Origin of the sequence: Kitasatospora sp. NPDC091335, assembly GCF_044757205.1 — a bacterium.
Lineage (GTDB): Bacteria > Actinomycetota > Actinomycetes > Streptomycetales > Streptomycetaceae > Kitasatospora.
Genome location: NZ_JBIVUM010000002.1, coordinates 747734 through 773452 on the forward strand (window position 1 = coordinate 747734; position 25719 = coordinate 773452).

Consider the following 25719-nt stretch of genomic DNA (forward strand, 5'->3'; position numbering starts at 1 on the left):
GGGGGGCTTTTACTCAATCCCCGGGGCCCCGCCGCCGGGCGGGGGGGGGGGGGGGGGGGGGGGGGGGGGGGGGGGGGGGGGGGGGGGCCCCCGCGGGGGGGGGGGCCCCCCCGGGGGGGGGCCCCCCGCCGCCGTCGTTCTGCCCGGCAGTCCCCACGGCGGCAACGGGCACGGCCGGCACGGGCCCGGCTAGAACGGCCGCAGCGCCGGCTCCTTGCGCCCGCCGCCGAGCAGCCGCTCCAGCGCCCCCTCCATGTCCCCCCGCCAGGAGAGCGTGGTGCGCGCCTCCAGCCGCAGCCGGGGGTAGCGGTTGTGCGGACGGACGGTCTTGAAGCCGACCGCCAGCAGGTGGTCGGCCGGCAGCACACAGCTGGTCGGCGTCCGCCCGGCCGAGCCGAACGCCTCGATCGCCCGCACCCCGCGGCCGATCAGGTCCTTGGCCACGGTCTGCACCAGCACCCGGCCGAGCCCCTGGCGCTGGTAGCCCGGCAGCACCCGGCTGACCATCAGCTGAACGGCGTCCGGTGAGACCGGGCTGGTCGGGAAGGACTGCGAGCGGGGGACGTAGGCGGGCGGCGCGTACAGCACGAAACCGGCGGGTTGGTCGTCCACGTAGACGATCCGGCCGCAGGAGCCCCACTCCAGCAGCACCGTGGAGACCCACCCCTCCTTCTCCAGCTCGGGCTTGCCCGATTCCACCGCCTCCTTCGCGCTGACCGGGTCCAGCTCCCAGAAGACGCAGGAGCGGCAGCCGGTCGGCAGGTCCCCGAGGTTGTCCAGTGTCAGCGGAGCGATCCGGCGTCCCATGGCCGCACCTCCTCCTCCCTCTCACGGTCGAGCATTCCCCCACGAACGCCGATGGGTGCGTGTTTCACGTGAAACAGCGCTCACGTGGAACACGCACCCATCGGGTCGTTGCCCTCGGCCGGCCGGTCCGGCTCAGCCCTGCGACAGCCGCAGACCGTCCTCGCCCGGGGCCATGCTGTCCAGGATCCGGTTCAGGTCCTCCACCGAGCCGAACTCCAGCACCACCTTGCCCTTGCCCAGCTTGCCGGCACGCTGCGACACCTCGACCTTGACCCGGGTGTCGAAGCGGTCGGACAGCCGGCTCGCCAGGTCGTTGAAGGCCGGGGAGTTCAGCTTGCCCGCCTTCGGCGCCTGGCGCTTGGGCTTCTCCGGCTCCTGGACCATCACCCGGACGATCTCCTCGGTGGTCCGCACCGAGAGGCCCTCCGCGGTGATCCGCCGGGCCAGCTCCTCCTGCCGCTCGCTGTCCGGCAGCCCGAGCAGCGCACGGGCGTGCCCGGCGGTCAGCACCCCGGCGGCGACCCGCTTCTGGACCACCGGCGAGAGCTTCAGCAGCCGCAGCGTGTTGGAGACGTGCGCCCGCGAGCGGGCGATCCGGTCGGCCAGCTCCTCGTGGGTGCAGGAGAAGTCCCGCAGCAGCTGGTCGTAGGCGGCCGCCTCCTCCAGCGGGTTCAGCTCGGCCCGGTGCAGGTTCTCCAGGAGGGCGTCCAGCAGCAGCTTGTCGTCCTCGGTGGACCGGACGATCGCCGGAATCCGCTCCAGCCCGGCCTCCCGGGAGGCACGCCAGCGGCGCTCCCCCATGATCAGCTCGTAGCGCTCGGGCCCGGCCTGGCGCACCACGATCGGCTGGAGCAGCCCGACCTCCTTGATGGAGGCGATCAGCTCGGCCAGCTTGTCGTCGTCGAACACCTTGCGCGGCTGACGCGGGTTGGCGATGATCGCGTCCAGCGGCAGCTCGGCGAACCGCGCCCCGGCGACCTCGGCCGGCTCGGACGGGGCGTGCTCCCGTCGGTTCACGCCGGCGGCCCGGGCGGCCACCGTCCCCCGGCCGGACGGCAGCACCGGCACCGCGGTCGGCGAGACCGTTCCGGCGCCGGAAGGTTCCAGCACCACCGAGGCGGGTACGGGCGCGGCCGTCGCGGGCTGTCCCGCCGCCCCGCCGACCGCCGGCGGAGCCGACGGGAGCAGTGCCCCGAGCCCCTTCCCCAGACCCCTGCGACCACTCACTGATGACCCTCCGTCGTGCCGTACTGTGCCCTCGGGGCGCCGTGCCCCGGCTGGCCGTCCCGCTGTTGACCCACCGTCGAACCGCCCTGTCCCACCGCACGCAGCGCGAGCTCGCGGGCGGCCTCCAGGTAGGAGAGCGCCCCGGTCGAGCCGGGGTCGTAGGTGAGCACCGTCTGCCCGTAGCTGGGCGCCTCCGAGATGCGGACCGAGCGCGGGATCGCCGTGCTCAGCACCTCGCGCTGGAAGTGGGTCCGGACCTCCTCGGCGACCTGGGCGGCCAGCCTGGTCCGGGCGTCGTACATGGTGAGCAGGATGGTCGACACGTGCAGTGCGGGGTTGAGGTGCGCGCGCACCAGCTCGACGTTGCGCAGCAGCTGGCCGAGGCCCTCCAACGCGTAGTACTCGCACTGGATCGGGATCATCACCTCCTGGCCGGCGACCAGGGCGTTGACCGTCAGCAGGCCCAGCGAGGGCGGACAGTCGATCAGGATGTAGTCCAGCGGCTGCTCGTAGGCGGCGATGGCGCGCTGGAGCCGGCTCTCCCTGGCCACCAGGGAGACCAGCTCGATCTCGGCGCCGGCCAGGTCGATGGTGGCCGGGACGCAGAACAGCCCCTCGACGTCGTACACCGGCTGCACCACGTCGGCCAGCGGCTTGCCCTCCACCAGGACGTCGTAGATGGACGGCACCTCCGCGTGGTGGTCGATGCCGAGCGCGGTGGAGGCGTTGCCCTGCGGGTCGAGGTCGACGACCAGGACGCGCAGGCCGTGCATGGCGAGCGAGGCGGCCATGTTCACGGTGGTGGTGGTCTTGCCCACCCCACCCTTCTGGTTGGCGACCACGATCACCCGGGTGGCGGCGGGCCGGGGCAGTCCCTCGCCCGCTCGGCCGATCGCCTGAACCGCAGCCTGGGCAGCCCGCGCGATGGGCGTGTCATCGATCTGGTCGACGGTCTCCGAGTCCTGCATGGGAGTCAGTGTTTCACGTGAAACCGGAGCGGCAACAGTCACCGCCCGGTCCCGGCGGAGGATGCCCGAGAGCAAGGATCGACGTTTCACGTGAAACACCATGCCCGCTATGCCGGAAATCTGACGTTGCGACACTCCGGTGTCCCCGGGGGCACCATCCGGCCGAGGGCCGGGGCGATCGGCCCGCCCGTCACCCGGACGACGACGGGCGGACGGTCCCCCCTTCCAGGAGGCCCGTCCGCCCGTGTGCGGTACGTGTCCGGTCAGTCCGGCGTCACCCGGCTCAGCGGGTGCGGCGCCGCCCGCCCCGGCCGCGCTCGCCGTTGCGGACGCTCGCGTTGCGGCCCGCCCGGGCCGCCTTGGCGCGCCGGGTCGCCGCCTTCACCCCGCCGGGGCTCTCCCCCGCCTTCACCTGGACCACCCGGGTCGAGGTCTCCAGGGTGCCCTCGCCGACCGCGATGACGTTGCACTCGACCGCGCCCAGCTTGGCCAGCCCGGCCCGCGAGTCGGCCAGTTCCTGCTCCGCGCTGTCGCCCTTGAGCGCCAGCATCTGCCCGTGCGGGCGCAGCAGCGGCATCCCCCAGCCGGCCAGCCGCTCCAGCGGCGCCACCGCCCGGGCGGTCACCACGTCCACCGCGAGCTTGCCGACCATCTCCTCGGCCCGGCCGCGCAGCACCGTGACGTTGTCCAGCCCCAGCTCCCGGACGACCTCCTCCAGGAAGGTGGTCCGGCGCAGCAGCGGCTCCAGCAGCGTCACCGAGACGTCCGGACGGACCAGCGCCACCGGGATGCCGGGCAGACCGGCACCGGAGCCGACGTCGCACAGGGTGATCCCGGACGGCAGCAGCTCGGCCAGCACCGCGCAGTTCAACACGTGCCGGTCCCAGAGCCTGGGCACCTCGCGGGGCCCGATCAGCCCGCGCTGCACGCCCGCGGTGGCCAGCAGCTCGGTGTAGCGGACCGCGGCGTCGAAGCGGTCCCCGAAGACCTCCCGGGCGGCGGCCGGAGCCTCGCCCGGCTCGGTCACCTCGGCGGCCCGCTCCTCAGCGGCCGGGTCCACGTCCGCCCCCGGCCGGCCGGCAGCCGCGTTCTCCGTGTCCATCTCGACCTCTCCGATCCCCGGATCCACCGACCCGCTCAACGCACTGTTTCACGTGAAACATCCCAGGAGGGACGACGACCCCGCCCGCACGAGGCGGACGGGGTCGCGTCCGGTGAAGCTTTCCGGTCGCCGCGGCGACCGGTCATCGACCTGCCGGTCTCAGACCGGCAGCACGACCACGAACCGCTGGGGCTCTTCGCCCTCGGACTCACTGCGCAGACCGGCCGCGGCGACCGCGTCGTGGACGACCTTGCGCTCGAACGGCGTCATCGGACGCAGCTTGACCTGCTCGCCGGAGTTCTTGGCCTGCTCGGCGGCCTCGGCACCGAGCACCGCCAGCTCCTCGCGCTTGCGGGCCCGGAAGCCGGCAATGTCCAGCATGAGGCGGCTGCGCTCGCCGGTCTCCCGGTGGACAGCCAACCGGGTCAGCTCCTGGAGGGCCTCCAGCACCTCGCCGTCCTGGCCGACCAGGCGCTGGATCGCGCGGTCGTTGCCGTCGCTGACGATGGAGACCAGGGCACGGTCGCCCTCGACGTCCATGTCGATGTCACCGTCGAGATCCGCGATGTCGAGCAGACCCTCCAGGTAGTCCGCCGCGATGTCGCCCTCCTGCTCCAGGCGGGAGACGAGGTTCTCGTCGGCGCTGGCGGCGGCCTCGGCCTCGACGGCGGAGGTGGTGCCTTCAGTCACTGATGGACTCCTTCGGAGATGGGCCCGTCTGGCGGGCCGGGAACGAAGCTCTTCGCGGCTGTCACGACGGCCCCGGGGCCGGTCAGGACTTCCTCTTCGGCCGCTGGCCGCCACCGCGCTTCGGCTGCTGCCTGGTGCCCTGCTTGGTGCCTGCCGGCTTGGCCGCGCCCGGCTTGACCGTGCTCTGCTTGGCGGCCGCCGGCTTGGCGCCGGCGTCGGCCTGGACCTCGTCGACGGGCTCCTCCACCGGGACGTCCTCGCCGGGCTCGGCCGTGGGCTGCCCGGCGGCACCCTGCTGGCGCTGCGCCTTGGTCTGCCGGCGGGGCTGCTGGCGGCGCGCCTGCACCGAGTCCTCGACCACCGCGGCGGCGCTGGCCGCCGCGCTGACGGCCTCCTTGGACGGGGGCAGCATGCCCCAGAGCGCGCCCTTGATCTCCGTACCGTCCGGACGCAGCCGGCCGGCCTTCTTCAGGCGGGCCTGGCGCTCCTCGAAGGCCTTGCTGCCCGGAGTCGGGTTGTTGTGGATGACGATCAGCTGCTGGCCCATCGACCAGACGTTGGTGGTCAGCCAGTAGACCAGGACACCGACCGGGAAGTTGATGCCCATCACGGCGAACATGATCGGGAAGACGTACATCAGCATCTTCTGCTGCTGCATGAACGGCGTCTTCACCGTGAGGTCGACGTTCTTGGTCATCAGCTGGCGCTGGGTGACGAACTGCGACAGCGACATCAGGATGATCATCACGGCGGTGACGATCTTGACGCTGGTCTCGGGGCTGCCGAGGAAGGTCGCGGAGAGCGGGGCCCCGAAGATGTGCGCCTTGCCGGCGCTCACCAGCAGGTCACCGTGGATGACGCCGATCTGCTCGCTCTTGGCCACCTTGGCGAGCACACCGTAGAGGGCGGTGAAGAACGGCGCCTGCACGAGGATGGGAAGGCAGCTGGAGAACGGGTTGGTACCCGCCTCCTTGTACAGCTTCATCATCTCTTCGGACTGGCGCTGCCGGTCGTTCTTGTAGCGCTCCTGGATGGCCTTCATCTTCGGCTGGATCGCCTGCATGGCCCGGGTCGCCTTGATCTGCTTCACGAAGAGCGGGATCAGGCAGATCCGGATGACGACCACCATCGAGGCGATGGCGAGGCCCCAGGCCCAGCCACCGTCCGGGTCGAAGATGTGGCTGTACAGCGAGTGGAACTGGACGATGATCCAGGACACCGCTGTGTACAGGGGATTCAGGAAGGAGAAGGTCACCGGTCAGGCTCCTTGGACAGGTGGATCGGCCGCTCGGGGCCAATGGTCGCCGGGCCCTCGGGGTCCGGACCGGCGGGGGTGGCGGTCACCGGTTCCTCGGTGGCGGACCGGCTCTTCAGCCAGTCCCGCAACCGCCGGTGCCACACCGGATGCTTGCGCGGCGGGACGTGATCGACCCCGCCGGGCGTCCACGGATTGCAGCGCAGGATGCGCCATGCGGTCAGTCCGCCGCCCTTGACCGCCCCGTGCACCTTCACGGCCTCGTAGCCGTAGTGCGAGCAGGAGGGGTAGTAACGGCAGACCGGACCCAGCAGTGGGCTGATCGTCCACTGGTAGACCCTGATCAGACCCATCAGCAGGTACTTCATCGACCTGCTCCCGTCGGCGCCGTGGCGGCGGGCTCCGTCCTCAGCAGTCGCTTCAGTGCCGCGTCCAGGTCGCGTTCGAGGTCCTGGTACGAGGCGGTCGCGGCTTGGGGCAGCGCACGCACCACTATCAGGCTACCGGCGGGCAGCCTGGACAGACGATCACGAACGAGGTGACGCAACCGGCGCTTGACCAGGTTGCGGACGACCGCCGGGCCAACGGCCTTGCTCACGACGAAACCCGCACGCGCCGAAGGAGTCCCCTCGGCGACGTGCGGGCGGGAGTCGCTGGTCCGGTCGGTCTGCCCCTGCGGGTCACCGTCTCTGCTGAGATGGACGACCAGAAGGGGCCGGCCGGCCCGGCGACCGCGTTTCACCGCGGTCGCGAAGTCCTGGCGCCGCCGCAGCCGATTCTCGGAGGGCAGCACAACAGACTCTGGCGCGGATCAGGCGGACAGGCTGCTGCGGCCCTTGCCACGGCGGGCGGCCAGGATGGCACGGCCGGCGCGGGTACGCATACGCAGCCGGAAGCCGTGGGTCTTCGCGCGGCGACGGTTGTTCGGCTGGAAGGTGCGCTTGCTCACTCGGGGGCTCCTGAGGTGAATCGTAGGATGACGGGGAATCGCTTGGCCGTCACCGTGCGTCCGCGTGATCTCCCCTGATTCGGAAATCCGACCCCATCGCCCCAGTTCGGCTGGGGTCTGGAGGCAATCCACGGCGCCCGTGCTGCGCGCCTTATGGAGCGGGTGGACCCGCGGACATGCGGCAGCGGCCATCGACAACTCGACCTGGTTACGGTACGCGGGACGGGGTCCGAGGGTCAAACCGGCTTCCTTCGCCCGTCTTACCCACAGCCTGTGGACAACGACTTGATCCGTCCCTGTTCGCTGACTACCGTTGCAGAACTTGTCTGGTTTGTTCTTGGAAAGCGTGCACCAGTGGCTGATGTCAACAGCGACCTCGTCCCGGTCTGGGCCAGGGTCGTCGAGCGGCTGGTCGCCGACCCCGATGTCGGGGAGATGGACAAACAGTGGGTGCAGCGCACCCAGCCGATGTGGATGATGCACGACACCGCCCTGCTGGCGACCCCGAACGAGCGGGCCAAGCAGGTGCTGGAGGGCCGGCTGCTGCCGCAGCTGACCGAGGCCCTCAGCCGTGAGCTCAGCCGCCCGGTCCGGATCGCCGTGATGGTCGACGCCAACGCGGTGCCGACCACCCCCGCGTCCGCCCTCCAGGCCCCCGCCGAGCCCTATCCCGGCCCGGCCGAGGAGGACACCTCCGGCTACGGCGGCCAGGGCTACCAGCACCAGCAGGGGTACGGACAGGACCAGCCGTACGAGCAGGAGCAGCCGTACGAGCAGAACCAGCCCTACCCACAGGACTACGAGCGCCCCCGCTACGACACCGGCGGCTACGAGCAGCGCCAGGCCCCGTACGGCGGCCCCCCCGGCGGCCCCGGCTGGCAGGGCTACCAGGAGCAGCCGCCCGCCTACCGCGAGTCCGAGGAGCCCGCGGCCCGCCAGGCGCCGCGGCCCGTCCCCGGACCGCCCGCGACCACCCAGGGCGACCTCTTCGGCGGCGCCTACGGCCCGGGCCCGAACGAGCAGCCCAGGACCGGCGCCGGCCGCAGGGCCGGCGGCTCCCGCCCCTCCGGCGGCCGCCCGGCGGAGAAGTCCGCCCCCGACCGCTCCGCCGAGCGTCCCGGCGTCCCCGGAGTGCCCGCGCCGCCCGGCGCTCCCCCGGCCGGCGGCTCCCGCAAGGACGAGCCGGCCGCCCGGCTGAACCCCAAGTACCTCTTCGACACCTTCGTCATCGGCGCCAGCAACCGCTTCGCGCACGCGGCGGCGGTGGCGGTCGCCGAGGCCCCGGCCAAGGCGTACAACCCGCTCTTCATCTACGGCGAGTCCGGGCTGGGCAAGACCCACCTGCTGCACGCCATCGGGCACTACTCGCGCAGCCTCTTCCCGGGCACCCGGGTGCGCTACGTGTCCTCGGAGGAGTTCACCAACGAGTTCATCAACTCGATCCGGGACGGCAAGGCGGACACCTTCCGCCGCCGCTACCGGGACATGGACATCCTGCTCGTGGACGACATCCAGTTCCTCGCGAGCAAGGAGTCCACGCAGGAGGAGTTCTTCCACACCTTCAACACCCTGCACAACGCGAACAAGCAGATCGTGCTCTCCTCGGACCGGCCGCCCAAGCTGCTGACCACGCTGGAGGACCGGCTGCGCAACCGCTTCGAGTGGGGTCTGATCACCGACGTCACCCCGCCGGAGCTGGAGACCCGGATCGCGATCCTGCGCAAGAAGGCGATCCAGGAGCAACTCAACGCTCCCGCCGACGTGTTGGAGTTCATCGCGTCCCGGATCACCCGCAACATCCGGGAGTTGGAGGGCGCGCTGATCCGGGTCACCGCCTTCGCCAACCTCAACCGGGCCCCGGTGGACCTGGAGTTGGCCGGGATCGTCCTCAAGGACCTGATCCCGGGCGGGGACGAGGACGCGGGCCCGGAGATCACCGCGCAGGTCATCATGCAGCAGACCGCCGCGTACTTCGGCCTGGGCGTGGACGACCTCTGCGGATCCTCGCGCAGCCGGGTGCTGGTGACGGCCCGTCAGATCGCGATGTACCTGTGCCGGGAGCTCACCGACCTCTCGCTGCCGAAGATCGGCGCGCAGTTCGGCGGCCGCGACCACACCACGGTGATGCACGCCGACCGGAAGATCCGCTCGCTGATGGCCGAGCGGCGCTCGATCTACAACCAGGTCACCGAACTCACCAACCGCATCAAGAGCTAGCCACCGCCGCGCGAGCGGCCCGAGGGCGTCAGGAGCGCATCCTGACGCCCTTTCGCGCGTCCACAGGTGTGCATCGCGCGCCGGCTGGGCAGGGATGCCGTCGACGGACGGTCCGCCAGTCCGCAGCCCGCGCCGAACAACTGACCGGTGATTCGAAAACCGAGGGCGTGCAAGGCCGTTGTCCACAGGACAGGCCCCTTCTCCACCGTCCACAGGGTGGGGAGTGCGGAGTTATCCAGAATTCGTCCACAGGCCCGTCGCCGCTACGCTCTTCCGCGCAGGTCAGGTGCCTGTGGACTTGTGCACAACGGTTATCCACAGGATGTGGACAATCGAGGGGCCGCCAGCGGGCCGTCCGGGTTGTCCACCGCTTGTCCCCAGGCTCGGGCCGGTTATCCCCAGGTTGTCCACAGCTGCGTCCACAGTTCGACAACCGTGGGCTGGCGTTCATACCCTGGTGTGAAAGGCGTCACGAAATGTTGACCGGCGCCCGTGGATAACCGGGCCCGGATCTGGGGACAGCCCTGGGGATAACCTGTGGATACCCAGCGTGGCCTGTGGGTAACGCTCGGCTGTCCACAGCGAGGCCTGCCCGTCCACAGCCGCCGTCCACAGCCGCTGTGGACAAAATCTGGGGTCTGACCTGCGGAAACGGGGTTATCCACGGTTTCCACAGGCCCTACTACTACCACTACACATTTAGACCCCGGACTTGCTTTCAAAGTGGGTGGGCCCCGAATCTGTGGACAACCGCGCCCCGACAACTGTTCGGGTTGCTTCCGCCCGTCTGCCCCGTCTGTCGGCGGAGTACGTCAGACTGTCCTTGCGACTGGAAGCGGAGCGGCAGCGCTCGGCGGACAGCCGAACCGACGATCAAGATCAGACGAACCAGAGTGCGAGCGGGAGCGCTCGATCCAGGAGGCGGTTACCGGTGAAGTTCCGGGTGGAGCGTGACGTCCTCGCGGAGGCGGTGGCCTGGGCTGCCCGCAGCCTCCCGGCACGGCCTCCGGTGCCGGTGCTGGCAGGCCTGCTGCTGACCGCGCAGGAGGGCAGCCTGGCGCTGTCCGGCTTCGACTACGAGGTCTCGGCCCGGGTCGAGCTGGAGGCGGACGTCGAGGAGGCCGGCACCGTCCTGGTCTCCGGCCGGCTGCTGAACGACATCTCCCGCAACCTTCCCAACAGGCCTGTGGAGATCTCCACCGACGGCCAGCGGGTCAGCGTGGTCTGCGGCAGCTCCCGCTTCACCCTCCCCACCCTCCCGGTGGACGAGTACCCCGCCCTGCCCCAGATGCCGACCGCCACCGGCACCGTCGCCGGCGACGTCTTCGCCTCCGCGGTCAGCCAGGCCGCGGTCGCCGCCGGCCGGGACGACACCCTCCCGGTGCTCACCGGTGTCCGGGTCGAGATCGAGGGCGACCGGATCACCCTGGCCGCCACCGACCGCTACCGCTTCGCCGTCCGCGACCTGCTGTGGAAGCCCGAGCAGTCGGACATCTCCGCCGTCACCCTGGTCCCGGCCAAGACCCTCCAGGACATCGCCAAGTCCCTGGGCAGCGGTGACACCGTCTCCATCGCGCTCTCCTCGGGCGGCGCGGGCGAGGGCCTGATCGGTTTCGAGGGCGCCGGCCGCCGGACCACCACCCGGCTGCTGGAGGGCGAGTTCCCCAAGTTCCGCAGCCTCTTCCCGACCGAGTTCAACGCGGTCGCGGCGATCCAGACCCAGCCCTTCCTTGAGGCGCTCAAGCGCGTCTCGCTGGTCGCCGAGCGCAACACCCCGGTCCGCCTGAACTTCGAGGAGGGCGTGCTGACGCTGGAGGCCGGTTCGGGCGACGACGCCCAGGCCACCGAGCGGATCGAGGCCTCCCTGGAGGGCGACGCCATCTCGATCGCCTTCAACCCGGGCTACCTGGAGGAGGGCCTCAAGGCCATCGACTCCCCCTTCGCCCAGCTGAGCTTCACCACCCCGACCAAGCCGGCGCTGCTCAGCGGCAAGGTCTCGGTGGACGCCGAGGAGGACAAGGCGTACCAGTACCTGATCATGCCGGTCCGCCTCTCCGGCTGATGTCCGGGCGGGCATGATCCCGGGGGCGTGGGGGTCGTCCCCCGCAGGACACGGAATGCCGGTCCGCCTCTCCGGCTGATCCCGCCGCATCCGGTGTGGTCCACAGGCTGTGCACATCCGCTGTGCACAGCCTGTGGACGTCTCCCCCGCTCGGCCCGACCGCAGGCGGTCCGGACCGCTCCAGCGCGTAGGCTCAGGGAGTGCGGCAACGGCGCCGCCGGCAGGCACGTCACCACAGGTAAGGACTTGGTCATGGAGCTCGGCCTCATCGGTCTCGGCAAGATGGGCGGCAACATGCGCGAGCGGATCCGCCGCGCCGGCCACACCGTCATCGGCTACGACCGCAACCCGGACATCTCCGACGTCGAGAGCCTCCAGGAGCTCGTCACCAAGCTCCAGGGCCCGCGCGTGGTCTGGGTCATGGTCCCGGCCGGCGCCGCCACCCAGGCGACCGTCGACGAGCTCGCCGAGCTGCTCTCCCCCGGCGACGTCGTCGTCGACGGCGGCAACTCCCGCTGGACCGACGACATCAAGCACGCCGAGGCGCTGGCCGCCAAGGGCATCGGCTTCGTCGACTGCGGCGTCTCCGGTGGCGTCTGGGGCCTGGAGAACGGCTACGCGCTGATGTACGGCGGCGACGCCGAGCACGTCGCCAAGGTCCAGCCGGTCTTCGACGCGCTCAAGCCCGAGGGCGACTTCGGCTCGGTGCACGCGGGCGCGGTCGGCGCCGGCCACTTCGCCAAGATGGTCCACAACGGCATCGAGTACGCGATGATGCAGGCCTTCGCCGAGGGCTGGGAGCTGCTGGAGGCGGCCCCCGAGGTCACCGACGTGCGCGAGGTCTTCCGCAGCTGGCAGGAGGGCACCGTCATCCGCTCCTGGCTGCTGGACCTGGCCGTCCGCGCCCTGGACGAGGACGAGCACCTCAACAAGCTGCGTGGCTGGGCCGCCGACTCCGGCGAGGGCCGCTGGACCGTCGAGGCCGCGATCGACCACGCCGTGCCGCTGCCGGCGATCACCGCCTCGCTGTTCGCCCGCTTCGCGTCCCGCCAGGACGACTCGCCGCAGATGAAGATGATCGCCGCGCTGCGCAACCAGTTCGGCGGCCACGCGGTCGAGTCCAAGTAAGTCGAGTCCAGACGACCCAGCAGGTCCCCCAGGAGAAGGCGGGCGCAGTCCACAGCCATGCACGTCGCGCACCTGTCGCTCGCCGACTTCCGGTCGTACGCCCGGGCCGAGGTTCCCCTCGACCCGGGCGTGACGGCCTTCGTGGGGCCCAACGGCCAGGGCAAGACCAACCTGGTCGAGGCGATCGGCTACGTCGCCACCCTGGGCAGCCACCGGGTGGCCACCGACGCGCCGCTGATCCGGCTGGGCGCCGAGCGGGCGGTGATCCGCACCTCGGTGGTGGACCGCGGCCGCTCCACCCTGGTCGAGCTGGAGCTCACCCCGGGCAAGGCCAACCGGGCCCGGATCAACCGCTCCGACAACGTCCGCCCGCGCGACGTGCTGGGCCTGCTGCGCACCGTGCTGTTCGCCCCCGAGGACCTCAGCCTGGTCAAGGGCGACCCGGGTGAGCGGCGGCGCTTCCTGGACGAGCTGCTGACCGCCCGGGCGCCCAGGCTGGCCGGTGTGCGGCAGGACTACGAGCGGGTGCTCAAGCAGCGCAACGCCCTGCTGAAGACCGCCGCGATGGCCCGCCGGGCCGGTGGCGGCAAGGGCGCCGACCTCTCCACCCTGGAGGTCTGGGACGGCCATCTGGCCCGGGCCGGCGCCGAGTTGACGGCCTTCCGGATCCAGCTGGTGGCCGCCCTGCAGCCCCTGGTGACGGCCGCGTACGGGCAGCTGGCCCCCGGCGGCGGCGAGACCGCCCTGGAGTACCGCAGCTCCTTCGAGGGCGAGCTGCCGACCAGCCGCGAGCAGGCCGAGGAGCAGCTGCTGAACGCGCTGCAGGCGCTCCGCAAGCAGGAGGTCGAGCGCGGGCTCACCCTGGTCGGCCCGCACCGCGACGAGCTGGTGCTCAAGCTCGGCCCGCTGCCGGCCAAGGGGTACGCGAGCCACGGCGAGTCCTGGTCGTTCGCGCTGGCGCTGCGGCTGGCCTCGTACGAGCTGCTGCGCGCCGACGGCGGCGAGCCGGTGCTGATCCTGGACGACGTGTTCGCCGAGCTGGACGCCTCCCGCCGGGACCGGCTGGCCGAGCTGGTGGCCGGCGGCGAGCAGGTACTGGTCACCGCGGCGGTCGCCGAGGACGTGCCGAAGGCACTGGCAGGTGCCCGGTTCGCGGTCGCCGACGGCGCGGTGCGCCGGATCGACGCCTGACCGCGGTCCTTCACCGTCATCACGCGGCCGTCACCGCACCCCGACCGTTTCCGCGCGCCGCCGCCCCCTCCAGGACCGACCCGTCCGGCCCGCTCCCGTAGGCTGGAGGGCTCGGCGGGCGCGCGACCGCGACCGTTGTCCACAGGCTGGGGAAAGGGGATCGCCGTGAGCGAACCGGCGGAGCACTCCCCCGAGCCGGGCGCCCCCGCGCCGACCGGTGCCGACCTCGCCCGCTCCGCGCTGCGGGCGGCCCGGGCCCAGGCCCGCCAGCGCGGTGAGCAGGTCAGGGAGAAGCGCGAGGCGAAGCGGCACGGCCTGCGCAGCGGCGCCCGGTCGGACGGTCGCGACCCGGTCCCGCTGGGGGCCGCGCTGAACCGGCTGCTGACCGAGCGCGGCTGGGAGTCCTCGGCCGCGGTCGGCGGGGTGATGGGCCGCTGGCCGCAGATCGTCGGCCCGGACATCGCCGCACACTGTCACCCCTCCTCCTACGACGAGGCCGCCGCGGTGCTCACCGTGCAGTGCGACTCCACCGCCTGGGCCACTCAACTACGCTGGCTGGCGCGGCAGTTGGTTGCCCGTCTGAACCACGAACTGGGCCACGGGACGGTCCGGACCATCAAGGTGCTCGGTCCGGCGGCGCCCGCCCGCGGCTACGGCCGGCTGCGCGCGCCGGGGAGCAAGGGCCCGGGCGACACCTGGGGCTGACCGGGCCGTCGGACGCCCGTCGGGGACGCTGATCGGATGGCGATCTTCCGGAACCCCTGACAGCCCTTCCAGGCGCCCTGGGCCCCCCGGGCGAGTATCGGGACATGTCCCGAGGGGATTCAGGGCGGCGTATCTGCCCTCAAGGGCTGCCAAACGCCCATCTCTGTCAGTCGTACCGGTAGACTGAGAGCCAAACACTGTTGCTAGTGGCAACCGAGTCGAAACGCTGTGGTCGCACGCCCACCCGCACGGGGTGGGCCTGCGGCCCGTGCTGTGCCAGAGAGGGCGCTTCGTGGCCGATTCCGGCAACCCCAGCCAGACCCCAGACCAGTCCGAGCAGGCTTCCTACACCGGTAGCAACATCCAGGTGCTGGAAGGCCTCGACGCCGTCCGCAAGCGCCCCGGCATGTACATCGGTTCGACGGGCGAGCGCGGCCTGCACCACCTGGTGCAGGAGGTCGTGGACAACTCCGTCGACGAGGCGATGGCCGGGTACGCCGACACCATCGACGTCACGATCATGGCCGACGGAGCGATCCGCTGCGTCGACAACGGCCGTGGCATCCCGGTGGACATCGTCCCGGGCCAGGACAAGCCGGCCGTCGAGGTCGTGCTCACCGTCCTGCACGCCGGCGGCAAGTTCGGCGGCGGCGGCTACGCCGTCTCCGGCGGTCTGCACGGCGTCGGCGTCTCCGTGGTGAACGCGCTGTCCACCAGGCTCTCCGTGGAGATCCACAAGGACGGCCACATCTGGACCCAGGACTACAAGATGGGCGCCCCGACCGGCCCCCTGGTGAAGGGCGCCGAGACCGACCGGACCGGCACCACGGTCACCTTCTGGGCCGACGGGGACATCTTCGAGACCACCGTCTACTCCTTCGAGACGCTCTCCCGGCGCTTCCAGGAGATGGCCTTCCTCAACAAGGGCCTGTCCATCTCGCTGACCGACGAGCGCGTCGAGCACGCGGACGAGGAGGGCAAGCCGCTCTCCGTCACGTACAAGTACGACGGCGGCATCGCCGACTTCGTCGCCCACCTGAACTCCCGCAAGGGCGAGGTCATCCACCCCTCGGTGATCGACTTCGAGGCGGAGGACAAGGACAAGGCGATCTCGGTGGAGATCGCGATGCAGTGGAACTCCTCCTACACCGAGGGGGTCTACAGCTTCGCCAACACCATCCACACCCACGGCGGCGGCACCCACGAGGAGGGCTTCCGCTCCGCGCTGACCGGCCTGGTCAACCGCTACGCGCGGGACAAGAAGCTGCTCCGCGAGAAGGACGACAACCTCTCCGGCGAGGACATCCGCGAGGGTCTGACCGCGATCATCTCGGTCAAGCTCGGCGAGCCGCAGTTCGAGGGCCAGACCAAGGACAAGCTCGGCAACACCGAGGCCAAGACCTTCGTCCAGAAGGTCGTCCACGAGCAGCTCAACGACTGGCTGGACCGCAACCCCAACGAGGCCGCGGACATCATCCGCAAGTCCATCCAGGCCGCCACCGCGCGCGTCGCCGCCCGCAAGGCCCGCGACCTGACCCGCCGCAAGGGCCTGCTGGAGTCCGCCTCGCTGCCGGGCAAGCTCTCCGACTGCCAGTCCAAGGACCCCTCCGAGTGCGAGATCTTCATCGTCGAGGGTGACTCCGCCGGCGGCTCGGCCAAGCAGGGCCGCGACCCGCGCACCCAGGCCATCCTGCCGATCCGCGGCAAGATCCTGAACGTCGAGAAGGCCAGGATCGACAAGGTCCTCCAGAACACCGAGGTCCAGGCCCTGATCTCGGCCTTCGGCTGCGGCATCCAGGAGGACTACGACGAGTCCAAGCTGCGGTACCACAAGATCGTCCTGATGGCCGACGCCGACGTCGACGGACAGCACATCCGCACCCTGCTGCTGACCCTGCTGTTCCGCTTCATGCGGCCGCTGGTCGAGTCCGGGTACGTCTACCTGGCCATGCCCCCGCTGTACAAGATCAAGTGGGGCAAGGACGACTTCGAGTACGCCTACTCCGACCGCGAGCGCGACGCCGTGATCGCCGCCGGGGTGGAGGCCGGGCGCCGGCTGCCCAAGGACGACGCGATCCAGCGCTTCAAGGGTCTCGGCGAGATGAACGCCGAGGAGCTCCGGGTCACCACCATGGACGCCGAGCACCGGCTGCTGCTCCAGGTCACCCTGGAGGACGCCGCCCGCGCCGACGAGCTGTTCTCCGTGCTGATGGGCGAGGACGTCGAGGCCCGCCGCTCCTTCATCCAGCGCAACGCCAAGGACGTCCGCTTCCTGGACGTGTGACGCCTGCACCGCAGGCCCCGCACGTACCAGTCCGCGTGAAAGGAAACTGACCACCAGTGGTCGACGACAACCGTCCCGATGGCGAACAGCCCGAGACCCCCGAGGCCGCCGAGGCCACCACCCAGATCACCATGCGGATCGAGCCGGTCGAGCTCGAGACCGAGATGCAGCGCTCCTACCTCGACTACGCGATGAGCGTGATCGTCAGCCGTGCGCTGCCCGAGGTCCGCGACGGCCTCAAGCCGGTGCACCGCCGGGTGCTCTACGCGATGTACGACGGCGGGTACCGGCCCGAGAAGGGCTACTACAAGTGCGCCCGCGTCGTCGGCGACGTCATGGGCAACTACCACCCGCACGGTGACACCTCGATCTACGACACCGTGGTCCGCCTGGCCCAGCCGTGGTCGCTGCGGATGCCGCTGGTGGACGGCAACGGCAACTTCGGCTCCCCGGGCAACGACCCGGCCGCGGCCATGCGCTACACCGAGTGCAAGCTGATGCCGCTGGCCATGGAGATGATGCGCGACATCGACGAGGACACCGTCGACTTCGCCGCCAACTACGACGGCCGCTCGCAGGAGCCCACCGTCCTGCCGGCGCGCATCCCCAACCTGCTGGTCAACGGTGCCACCGGCATCGCGGTCGGCATGGCCACCAACATCCCGCCGCACAACCTCCGCGAGGTCGCCTCCGGCGCGCTCTGGTACCTGGAGAACCCCGAGGCCTCCGCCGAGGAGCTGCTGGAGGCCCTGGTCGAGCGGATCAAGGGCCCCGACTTCCCCACCGGCGCGCTGATCGTCGGCCGCCGCGGGATCGACGAGTACTACCGCACCGGCCGCGGCTCGGTCACCATGCGCGCGGTGGTCGAGGTCGAGGAGATCCAGGGCCGCCAGTGCCTGGTGATCACCGAGCTGCCGTACCAGGTCAACCCGGACAACCTCGCGCTGAAGATCGCCGACCTGGTCAAGGACGGCAAGATCGCCGGCATCGCCGACGTCCGCGACGAGTCCTCGTCCCGCACCGGCACCCGCCTGGTGGTCGTGCTCAAGCGCGACGCGGTCGCCAAGGTCGTGCTGAACAACCTGTACAAGCACACCGAGCTCCAGACCAACTTCGGCGCCAACATGCTGGCCCTGGTCGACGGCGTGCCGCGCACCCTGTCGCTGGACTCCTTCATCCGGCACTGGGTCAACCACCAGGTCGAGGTCATCGTCCGGCGCACCACCTTCCGCCTGCGCAAGGCCGAGGAGCGCGCCCACATCCTGCGCGCGCTGCTCAAGGCGCTGGACGTGATCGACGAGGTCATCGCGCTGATCCGGGCCTCGGCGAGCGCCGACGCCGCCCGCACCGGCCTGATGGGCCTGCTCGACATCGACGAGCTCCAGGCCAACGCGATCCTGGAGATGCAGCTGCGCCGCCTGGCCGCCCTGGAACGCCAGCGGATCATGGACGAGCACGACGAGCTCCAGCGCAAGATCGACGAGTACAACGCGATCCTGGCCTCGCCGACCCGCCAGCGGGAGATCATCTCCGAGGAGCTCACCGCGATCGTCGAGAAGTACGGCGACGAGCGGCGCTCCACCCTCATCCCCTCCGACGGCGACCTCTCCATCGAGGACCTCATCGCCGAGGAGGACATCGTCGTCACGATCACCCGTGGCGGCTACGTCAAGCGGACCCGCTCCGACCTGTACCGCTCGCAGAAGCGCGGCGGCAAGGGCGTGCGCGGCGCCCAGCTGAAGCAGGACGACATCGTCGACCACTTCTTCGTGACGACGACCCACAACTGGATCCTGTTCTTCACCAACAAGGGCCGGGTCTACCGGGCCAAGGGCTACGAGCTGCCGGACGCCGGGCGCGACGCCCGCGGCCAGCACGTGGCCAACCTGCTGGCCTTCCAGCCGGAGGAGCACATCGCCCAGGTGATGGCCGTCCGCACGTACGAGGACAAGCCGTACCTGGTCCTCGCGACCCGGGCCGGCCTGGTGAAGAAGTCCGCCCTCAAGGACTACGACTCCCCGCGCTCCGGCGGCCTGATCGCGATCAACCTGCGGCAGGACGAGGAGGGCCGGGACGACGAGCTGATCGGCGCCGAGCTGGTCTCCGCCGAGGACGACCTGCTGCTGGTCTCCAAGAAGGCCCAGTCGATCCGCTTCACCGCGACCGACGACGCCCTGCGGCCCACCGGCCGCGCCACCTCCGGCGTCAAGGGCATGGCCTTCCGCGAGGACGACGAACTGCTCTCGATGAACGTCGTCCGGCCGGACACCTACGTCTTCACCGCCACCGACGGCGGATACGCCAAGCGCACCGGTGTGGACGAGTACCGTGTCCAGGGACGCGGCGGCTACGGCACCAAGGCGGCGAAGATCGTCGAGGGCCGGGGCTCGCTGGTCGGCGCGCTCGTGGTGGACGAATCCGACGAGATCATGGCAATCACCCTCTCTGGTGGGGTGATCCGCACGAGGGTTTCCGAGGTTCGTGAAACCGGACGTGACACCATGGGCGTCCAACTGATCAACCTCGGAAAGCGCGACGCGGTCGTGGGCATGGCCCGCAACGCGGAGGCCGAGGACGAGGAGACGGCGGAGGACGAGGTGGCGGGTACCGAGTCCACCGAGACGGCCGAGGGCGCGGTGACGGTGGTCGACGGGGACGTCGAGGCCTGAACCGAACCGCAAGCCGGAGCCGTCGCGTCCAGAGAAGGGACGCGGCGGCCTTCGGACGCCGACCAGTTCCGGGCAATCCCGCCGGGCGCTGGATGACGAGTGACGAGGCAGGGCGGCACCACCGTCCTGCTGGGAAGTGCGGGAGGACCAGGTGAGTGGAGCCACGGGTGCTGCGGGAGGAGCCTCCGGCGGCCGTCCGGGCGCGCAGGGCGGGGGTTCGTACGGTGTGCCGCAGCCGCCGACCGAGCACTCGGCCGCGTCCACCTCGCTGATGCCACCGGTCGGCGGAGCGGGCCAGAGCGGTGCGACCTACGGCGGACAGACGCCCCCGGCGCCGAACAGTCCGGCCCCGGGCAGCGGCTTCTCGCAGCCGACCACGTACGCCAAGGGGCAGCCGACCCCGCCCAGGGGCACCCGGACGTCCGGGAACACCCCGCCCGGCGGGACCCCGGTCGGTGGGACCCCCGCCGCCGGTGCGGCGCGGCGGCCCTCCGGCGCCCCCGCGGCGGCCGCCCCCGTGGTGGGCGGCTCCGGCCTCGGCAGGACCCGCAAGGCGCGGCTGCGGGTGACCAAGGTCGACCCGTGGTCCGTGATGAAGGTCAGCTTCCTGCTGTCGCTGGCCGTCGGCATCATCATCATCGTGGCCTCGGCCGTGCTGTGGATGACGCTGGACTCGCTCGGCGTCTTCGACTCGCTGACCAAGACCCTCAAGGACGTCACCGGCTCGGACAGCAGCGGCGGCGTCAACCTGATGGACTACGTCGGCTTCGGCAAGGTGATGACCTTCACCACGCTGATCGCCGTGGTTGACGTCGTCCTGCTGACCGCGCTGTCCACGCTGTCCGCGTTCATCTACAACGCGGCGGCCGGCTTCACCGGCGGCGTCGAGCTCACCCTGGCCGAGGAGGACTGATTCCGGCCGGTTCCTGACCCCGGATCAGTTTTCCGTCCACGGGCGGAATGCGCGGACCCCGCAGGCTGTTTCAGCCTGCGGGGTCCGTCGGCATTTCGGGTGACAGCCGGCCGCCCGCGGCGTGCCGCCGGGAAACCGGGCGGCCGCGGTGGGATTAGCTGGGTGCCGCCCGTCCCGCACCTTGGGAGTGCCGCAGGCCCGCCCCGGTCCGTCGACCGGGGCAGCTGAGGTTCCGAAGGACGACTGGACGGAGGCGCGCGGTGGCGAAGCTCGCAGGTCAACTGGTCGAGGCCCTGGACGGGCTGTTGGGGGTCCCGGTACCACTGCGGGTCCAGGCCTGGGACGGCAGTGTCGCCGGCCCTCCAGGGGGGCCCACGGTGATCCTGCGCAACCGCAGGGCGCTGCGCCGGCTGATCTGGCAGCCGGACGAACTGGGCCTGGCCAGGGCCTACGTCTCGGGGGACCTGGAACTGGCCCCGGGCACCGACCTGTACGAGACGCTCTCCGCCGTCGCCCGCTTCGCCGAGCTGCCGGAGATCCGCACCCTGGCCCTCGGGCCGCGCGACGTGCTCGGCGCCAGGGGCCGCCGGGCGCTCGCCGCCGTGCTGCGGGCCGGGGCGGTCGGCCTCGAACCCGAACCGCCCCGCGAGGAGGTCCGCAGGGCCGAGGGACGGCTGCACAGCCGCAGCCGGGACCGCGCGGCGATCAGCCACCACTACGACGTCGGGAACGACTTCTACGGCCTCGTGCTCGGCCCGTCGATGGTCTACTCGTGCGCCTACTGGACGCCCGAGGCGAAGAGCCTGGAAGCCGCCCAGGAGGCCAAGCTCGACCTGATCTGCCGCAAGCTCGGCCTGCGGCCGGGGACACGACTGCTGGACGTCGGCTGCGGCTGGGGCTCACTGCTGCTGCACGCGGCGAAGCACTACGGGGTCACCGCGGTCGGCGTCTCCATCTCCGCGGAGCAGGTCGCGCTGGCCCGCACCCGGATCGAGGAGGCGGGCCTGTCCGACCGGGTGGAGGTCAGGCTCCAGGACTACCGGGAGATCACCGACGGGCCCTTCGACGCGATCTCCAGCGTCGGGATGGCCGAGCACGTCGGCGCGGAGCAGTACCGGGTCTACGCCGAGGGCCTGTACGGGCTGCTGGTGCCCGGCGGTCGGCTGCTCAACCACCAGATCGCCCGCCGCCCCGACTTCCCCGGTGAGCCGCACCGTCCCAGCCCCTTCATCGACCGCTACGTCTTCCCGGACGGCGAACTCTCCCCCGTCGGTTCCACCGTCGCCAGGCTGGAGGAGGCCGGCTTCGAGGTCCGGGACGTCGAGTCGCTGCGCGAGCACTACGGGCTGACCCTGCGCGAGTGGGTGGCCAACCTGGAGGCGCACTGGACGGAGGCGGTCCGGCTGGCCGGCCGCGGCCGGGCCCGGGTCTGGCGGCTCTACATGGCCGCCTCCGCGCTCGCCTTCGAGCAGAACCGGATCGGGATCAACCAGGTCCTCGCCGTCCGCAGCACCGAGGAGGGTGCGGCCGGTCTCCCGCCGACCCGCGAGGAGTGGCTGCTGCGCCCCTCCGCCGGTGCGCCGCAGCTGGTCGCGGGGGGTGCCGCCGCCACCCCGGCCGACCCGGATTTGGGAGATCGGCCGTCGGTCCGCTAATCTTTCAGTGCGGCAAGGGCCTATAGCTCAGACGGTTAGAGCGCTTCCCTGATAAGGAAGAGGCCACAGGTTCAAGTCCTGTTAGGCCCACCACCGCGAAGGGCCCGGAGTGATCCACTCCGGGCCCTTCGGTAGTTCAGGATCGGGCGGGGCCATGGATCGGCCGGAGTCGGGTAGGCTCTCTGTCCGGTGAGGGCCTATAGCTCAGACGGTTAGAGCGCTTCCCTGATAAGGAAGAGGCCACAGGTTCAAGTCCTGTTAGGCCCACTGCAAGAAGTACCAGGTCAGAGCCCTGGTCCCCGGAGATCGGGGACCAGGGCTCTACTGGTTTCTACCCCGCTCATCCAAAATTCTGCCGAAACCCGGGAGTCTCCGGACTGTCCGGGCTGTTCACCGGCCGGATGGGGGGCTGTACGGGCCATCCACCGGTGGTAGAAACAGAGTGCCCCCCATCGGCCTCTCCAGGGCCGCAGGGGGGCAGCTGCCGGGCCTGGCTCCCTCCAGGTAGCTCAGGCCCGCGCGTGGCCGCCCTCGCACCCCTCCAGGTATCCGGGGGCGGCCAGTTCGTAGGGCCGGTCAGATCCGGCCATTTTCTGAGGCTAGGTCAGCCCCAGGACGAATCGTCGGCCAGAGCGACCGTGGCGACGGTCGGGATCGGCGACGACGTCGGGGTCGGTCCACCCGGCTGGACACCCCAGCTGGAGTCGGCCGCGGGCGAGGCCGGCGTCGAGGCGGAAGTGGCGCCGACCAGTACGACCAGGCCGGCTGCCAGGGCGGCCGCGGCGGCACCGATACGGATGGTGAGACGGCTGCGTGCGGGCATGGGTGTCCCCTCTCCTGCTGCTCGCAGAGATGGCGTGGGAAGCGAGTGTGGAGTACGTCACTCCACTCGCACCAGTGTTCGCCCACGTCGTTGCCGCTTCAAGCAACTTCCACCTACGATCGCCGAAACTCCCAAAGTGGAAGTAGTTGGAAGAGGATGAATTGGACACCTTAGGACAGGTCGTAGGGGCTGGACTTCTTGAATGGGAGTCGCGAGCGCTCTACCAGGACATCGCAGCCGGGCGTACCACGGCCCCCGGGCCGTCTCCGGCGCTGGACCAGCTGCTCGACCTCCAGCTCGTCTCCCCCGACGCCGGCCGCCCCGGGCACTACGTCGCCCTCTCTCCGGCTGACGTCGCCCTGAGGTTGCAGCAGCACTTTCTCCAGCTCGGCACCCAGCATCTCGCCCAGGCCGCGGCTATGCCGAGACTGTTCGATCCGATGATCACTGCCTACCGGGCAGCCAACCCGGGTAACGACGGGGCACTGGAGTACGTCGCCAGCAAGGTCGAAATGCAGGAACGCCTTGGGCCGATCATCGAGTCCTGCCGGGAAGAGCTACTCACCGCCCAGCCTGGCGGCGCCCGACCGCCGAACATGCTGGCGATGAGTTACCAGCGCGACATCGCCGTCATCGAACGCGGCGCGACGTTGCGCAGCATCTACCAGGCGTCAGCCCGGCGCGACGGGCCGACCGCCAGCTGGGCCGCGACTATGACCGGCTACGGCGCCCAGGTCCGCACGCTCGGCGGCGACATCGAATTCGGCCGCACCGTCATCGTCGATCAGCGCGTCGCCGTTATCGCGACACCCGACCCGGAGCGCGCGCTCCTCATCCGGGACGAGGCACTCGTCCGACACATCAGGCTGTCCTGGCTGAGGGACTGGGGCATGGCGCTGGACTGGGACGGCCGGCCCCTGCCCGAGGTGACCTCGATGCAGCGCGACATCCTGTCCCAACTCGCCCAGGATGTGACCCTGGAATCGATCGCCGCGAGCCACGGCGTGAGCCGCCGGTGGATCTCCATGCGGTTGGAGCCGTTGAAGGACGCGACTGGGGCGACGTCGCTACACGGACTCTTGTACTGGTGGGCCCGACACGCGTCGCACTACCTGGAGCCGGTCAACCTGACGAAGTGACGGCGATGACGGCGGTGTAGGAGTGCCCGGACACCAGGACGTCCAGCGCGAATCGGCCGTCGTCCTGGTCGAGGTAGTCCTGGACGCGGCGGACGCCGGCCTCGCCGGTCAGGAAGAAGTCGTAGGCCCGGGCCTGGCCCGGGTCGAGCGGCAGATCATCGAGCAGGCCACGCAATGCGACGACGGCGGCGGCCAGCGTGGTGTGAGTGGAGGGGTCGACCAGTCCCTCGGCGGTGAGGGTGTAACTCACGGCGTGCTCCCAGCTCGGTCCCCCCGGGCTGCGGCGGTCCAGTTTATCGAATGTATGTTCGATAAACCCTGGTCGGCCGCACCGCCATACGGCCGACCAGGGGGTCTACTGTGGGGGGTCCTGCCAGGGATGGAAGTAGCCGCCCGGCAGCGGCAGCCAGCGCGGCGGCCGAGGCGGTCGCAGCACGGGGCACCATGGTGCCTGTCGCGGGCCTCGTGAGCCGCGGCCGCGCTGGTCGTGCCAGCGGCCTTGGTCGCGCGGGGGGATCCTGTCGGTCACGACGTCCTCCTCGTGGTCGGGCCCACGATCGGGGACCGTCTCGGACGGGCCCGCGGCGGAATTCCGTCAGCGGCCCTCGCAGGGGTGGGCGTGGCCTGCCGGGCGCCCGGCAGGGCCTGGCCGTGGCCGGGCCCCACCGGGGTCACCATGCGCCTGCCGGACGCCACGCGGACCGGGGGCGCCCCGGCGTGCACGGGGCTGTCCAACCGTGCACACCGGGTGGTGACCCGTCCCAGCCGTTGCCCTGGACGGTTGAGGCTGGGACGGGAGTCAGAGGTACTACGTGGAGCCAGGATGTTCGACCCGGCGAGTCTCGCCATCGGCCGTGATCATGAGGACCAGTGGAACGTCGGACGACAGATGCCGCGTCTGGCGCACGCAGTCGGCGACGGCCTCGTCGCCGTCCTCGTTGACCATGTCCTCTGTCAGGAACGGGTAGACGCCCGAGGGGAGGCCCTCGAACACCAGCTCGTAGCCCTCTGTGGAGATCACCTCGACGCAAACCTCGACCGGCTGGCGCGACTCGGGGTCGCTGTCGCTGAGGCCGGTCACTGGGCGGCCTTCCGGGACGCCGGACCGGTTTGGTAGGTGGCGGTCTGCACCTGTCGGCGGATCCACTCGCGGGCGGCAGGCTCGGACCCCAGCCACGCGGTGGCCGCGAGGTCGAGGCCCAGGTCCCACACGATCCACTCCGTCGGGCGGCCGGACGGACGCTCCACACGGCGCGGCTCGTACCGGGCTGCGACGCGCTGTCGACACGTCAGGCCGTCGCCGTACGAGACGCGCACGATCGCGAGGGTGCCGTCGTCCAGGGACACGGGCCAGTCGGTGGTCTCGTCGCCGTTCATGCGGTACTCCAGGTCGGCGCCGCTGCTGTCCAGCAGTCTGCGCATCGCCTGTCGCTCGTAGGCGCTGATCGGCAGCGCGCACACCGCCTGCCGCAGCGTCTCCAGGGCGGCCTCGGGCGGCGCGGTCACGGGGTCGAGGTACCCGTCGATCGACACCGTGAGGGGCTCGGTGATCACCGGTGGGCCTCCAGGCTGGCCGCATACGGGGGGCACGCCGCGCAGACGACCACGGCGTAGACGAGCCCGTCGTCCGCGACGTGGCCGGCGGCGGCCAGCTGGCCGCTGCGGTCGCATGCGACGCAGGCGGTGCCGGAGCGCTGGGCGGGGGTCAGGCGGGTGCCGGTGCGTGGGGCGACCACCCGCACGCTGTCGCCCAGGCGGTCGGAGCGGTCGGACGCGGCGTCTTGGAGGTGGTGTCGGTGTACGACGCCGGGGTCGGCCGGGGCCAGCTCGATGGCGCCGGCGCGGAGCTGTCGATCGGTCACGAGGGTCCAGCCTCTCGGAGAGACGATGGAAGCGACGCCCCCCTTTCCGAGTGAGGCGCCGTGTTCGTCGCAC

The 25719-nt window shown here is 70.9% G+C and carries 24 protein-coding genes and 2 tRNA genes; 12 read left to right on the top strand and 14 right to left on the bottom strand.

The window, feature by feature from the left end; translation table 11 throughout:
- Positions 1 to 189: 189 nt before the first annotated feature.
- The 9 genes from ACIQOW_RS08225 to rpmH form a co-directional block, all read right to left on the bottom strand.
- Positions 190 to 807, bottom strand: coding sequence for a GNAT family N-acetyltransferase (locus ACIQOW_RS08225; RefSeq protein WP_401081057.1), 618 nt, complete (start codon positions 805 to 807; stop codon positions 190 to 192).
- 132 nt (positions 808 to 939) lie between these two features.
- Positions 940 to 2034, bottom strand: coding sequence for a ParB/RepB/Spo0J family partition protein (locus tag ACIQOW_RS08230; protein WP_401081060.1), 1095 nt, complete (start codon positions 2032 to 2034; stop codon positions 940 to 942).
- On the bottom strand, positions 2031 to 3104 hold the full coding sequence (locus ACIQOW_RS08235) for a ParA family protein (protein WP_401081063.1): 1074 nt from the start codon (positions 3102 to 3104) through the stop codon (positions 2031 to 2033). Before ACIQOW_RS08235 ends, ACIQOW_RS08230 begins: the two co-directional genes overlap by 4 nt.
- Before the next feature lie 181 nt (positions 3105 to 3285).
- Positions 3286 to 4104: a 16S rRNA (guanine(527)-N(7))-methyltransferase RsmG gene (rsmG, locus tag ACIQOW_RS08240; protein ID WP_401081070.1), complete on the bottom strand. Its 819-nt coding sequence runs from the start codon at positions 4102 to 4104 to the stop codon at positions 3286 to 3288.
- Between the two features lie 159 nt (positions 4105 to 4263).
- Complete coding sequence (locus ACIQOW_RS08245; protein ID WP_401081073.1) at positions 4264 to 4794, bottom strand: protein jag; 531 nt, start codon at positions 4792 to 4794, stop codon at positions 4264 to 4266.
- Between the two features lie 82 nt (positions 4795 to 4876).
- On the bottom strand, positions 4877 to 6049 hold the full coding sequence (gene yidC, locus ACIQOW_RS08250) for a membrane protein insertase YidC (RefSeq protein WP_401081076.1): 1173 nt from the start codon (positions 6047 to 6049) through the stop codon (positions 4877 to 4879).
- Positions 6046 to 6417, bottom strand: a complete 372-nt coding sequence (gene yidD, locus ACIQOW_RS08255) for a membrane protein insertion efficiency factor YidD (protein WP_223244501.1) — start codon at positions 6415 to 6417, stop codon at positions 6046 to 6048. Before yidD ends, yidC begins: the two co-directional genes overlap by 4 nt.
- Positions 6414 to 6842 carry a ribonuclease P protein component gene (gene rnpA, locus ACIQOW_RS08260; protein WP_049655849.1) on the bottom strand — a complete coding sequence of 143 codons (429 nt, stop codon included), beginning with the start codon at positions 6840 to 6842 and terminating at the stop codon, positions 6414 to 6416. Before rnpA ends, yidD begins: the two co-directional genes overlap by 4 nt.
- 18 nt (positions 6843 to 6860) lie before the next feature.
- A complete protein-coding gene (gene rpmH, locus ACIQOW_RS08265; RefSeq protein ID WP_030305394.1) occupies positions 6861 to 6998 on the bottom strand; it encodes a 50S ribosomal protein L34 in 138 nt (45 codons plus the stop codon).
- A 354-nt stretch (positions 6999 to 7352) separates the two neighbouring features.
- Between rpmH and dnaA the strand changes: the two genes are divergently transcribed.
- The 11 genes from dnaA to ACIQOW_RS08320 all read left to right on the top strand — a co-directional run bounded on the left by dnaA (position 7353) and on the right by ACIQOW_RS08320 (position 22089).
- Complete coding sequence (gene dnaA, locus ACIQOW_RS08270) at positions 7353 to 9215, top strand: chromosomal replication initiator protein DnaA (protein WP_401081081.1); 1863 nt, start codon at positions 7353 to 7355, stop codon at positions 9213 to 9215.
- A 931-nt stretch (positions 9216 to 10146) separates the two neighbouring features.
- Positions 10147 to 11277 carry a DNA polymerase III subunit beta gene (gene dnaN / locus ACIQOW_RS08275; RefSeq protein WP_401081084.1) on the top strand — a complete coding sequence of 377 codons (1131 nt, stop codon included), beginning with the start codon at positions 10147 to 10149 and terminating at the stop codon, positions 11275 to 11277.
- 252 nt (positions 11278 to 11529) lie between these two features.
- Positions 11530 to 12405 (top strand): phosphogluconate dehydrogenase (NAD(+)-dependent, decarboxylating), encoded by an 876-nt coding sequence (gene gnd / locus ACIQOW_RS08280; protein WP_401081087.1) that lies wholly within the window; start codon positions 11530 to 11532, stop codon positions 12403 to 12405.
- Between the two features lie 57 nt (positions 12406 to 12462).
- Positions 12463 to 13596: a DNA replication/repair protein RecF gene (gene recF / locus ACIQOW_RS08285; protein ID WP_188297686.1), complete on the top strand. Its 1134-nt coding sequence runs from the start codon at positions 12463 to 12465 to the stop codon at positions 13594 to 13596.
- A 165-nt stretch (positions 13597 to 13761) separates the two neighbouring features.
- Complete coding sequence (locus ACIQOW_RS08290; RefSeq protein ID WP_049654619.1) at positions 13762 to 14301, top strand: DUF721 domain-containing protein; 540 nt, start codon at positions 13762 to 13764, stop codon at positions 14299 to 14301.
- Between the two features lie 268 nt (positions 14302 to 14569).
- Complete coding sequence (gene gyrB, locus ACIQOW_RS08295; protein ID WP_188297685.1) at positions 14570 to 16585, top strand: DNA topoisomerase (ATP-hydrolyzing) subunit B; 2016 nt, start codon at positions 14570 to 14572, stop codon at positions 16583 to 16585.
- Positions 16586 to 16716: 131 nt separating this feature from the next.
- The gene (gene gyrA, locus ACIQOW_RS08300; protein WP_401081371.1) at positions 16717 to 19254 is read left to right on the top strand and encodes a DNA gyrase subunit A; all 2538 of its coding nucleotides are present in this window, start codon (positions 16717 to 16719) and stop codon (positions 19252 to 19254) included.
- A 151-nt stretch (positions 19255 to 19405) separates the two neighbouring features.
- Positions 19406 to 20167: a DUF3566 domain-containing protein gene (locus ACIQOW_RS08305; RefSeq protein WP_317620161.1), complete on the top strand. Its 762-nt coding sequence runs from the start codon at positions 19406 to 19408 to the stop codon at positions 20165 to 20167.
- A 260-nt stretch (positions 20168 to 20427) separates the two neighbouring features.
- Positions 20428 to 21822, top strand: coding sequence for a class I SAM-dependent methyltransferase (locus ACIQOW_RS08310; protein WP_401081094.1), 1395 nt, complete (start codon positions 20428 to 20430; stop codon positions 21820 to 21822).
- A 16-nt stretch (positions 21823 to 21838) separates the two neighbouring features.
- Positions 21839 to 21915 (top strand) — tRNA-Ile (locus ACIQOW_RS08315).
- Between the two features lie 100 nt (positions 21916 to 22015).
- Positions 22016 to 22089 (top strand) — tRNA-Ile (locus ACIQOW_RS08320).
- Positions 22090 to 22426: 337 nt separating this feature from the next.
- On the opposite strand, the gene ACIQOW_RS08325 is transcribed toward ACIQOW_RS08320, so the two are convergent.
- Entirely contained in the window at positions 22427 to 22645 is a 219-nt protein-coding gene (locus ACIQOW_RS08325; RefSeq protein WP_401081096.1) for a hypothetical protein, read from the bottom strand.
- 146 nt (positions 22646 to 22791) lie between these two features.
- On the opposite strand from ACIQOW_RS08325, the gene ACIQOW_RS08330 reads away from it, so the two are divergent.
- The gene (locus ACIQOW_RS08330) at positions 22792 to 23784 is read left to right on the top strand and encodes a hypothetical protein (RefSeq protein ID WP_401081099.1); all 993 of its coding nucleotides are present in this window, start codon (positions 22792 to 22794) and stop codon (positions 23782 to 23784) included.
- On the opposite strand, the gene ACIQOW_RS08335 is transcribed toward ACIQOW_RS08330, so the two are convergent.
- The 4 genes from ACIQOW_RS08335 to ACIQOW_RS08350 all read right to left on the bottom strand — a co-directional run bounded on the left by ACIQOW_RS08335 (position 23768) and on the right by ACIQOW_RS08350 (position 25646).
- Entirely contained in the window at positions 23768 to 24034 is a 267-nt protein-coding gene (locus ACIQOW_RS08335; RefSeq protein ID WP_401081102.1) for a hypothetical protein, read from the bottom strand. The genes ACIQOW_RS08330 and ACIQOW_RS08335 overlap by 17 nt on opposite strands.
- A 558-nt stretch (positions 24035 to 24592) precedes the next feature.
- Positions 24593 to 24865: a hypothetical protein gene (locus tag ACIQOW_RS08340; protein WP_401081104.1), complete on the bottom strand. Its 273-nt coding sequence runs from the start codon at positions 24863 to 24865 to the stop codon at positions 24593 to 24595.
- A complete protein-coding gene (locus tag ACIQOW_RS08345; RefSeq protein ID WP_401081106.1) occupies positions 24862 to 25338 on the bottom strand; it encodes a hypothetical protein in 477 nt (158 codons plus the stop codon). The genes ACIQOW_RS08340 and ACIQOW_RS08345 overlap by 4 nt, the downstream gene beginning before the upstream one ends.
- Positions 25335 to 25646 carry a hypothetical protein gene (locus ACIQOW_RS08350; protein WP_401081109.1) on the bottom strand — a complete coding sequence of 104 codons (312 nt, stop codon included), beginning with the start codon at positions 25644 to 25646 and terminating at the stop codon, positions 25335 to 25337. The genes ACIQOW_RS08345 and ACIQOW_RS08350 overlap by 4 nt, the downstream gene beginning before the upstream one ends.
- Positions 25647 to 25719: the final 73 nt, after the last annotated feature.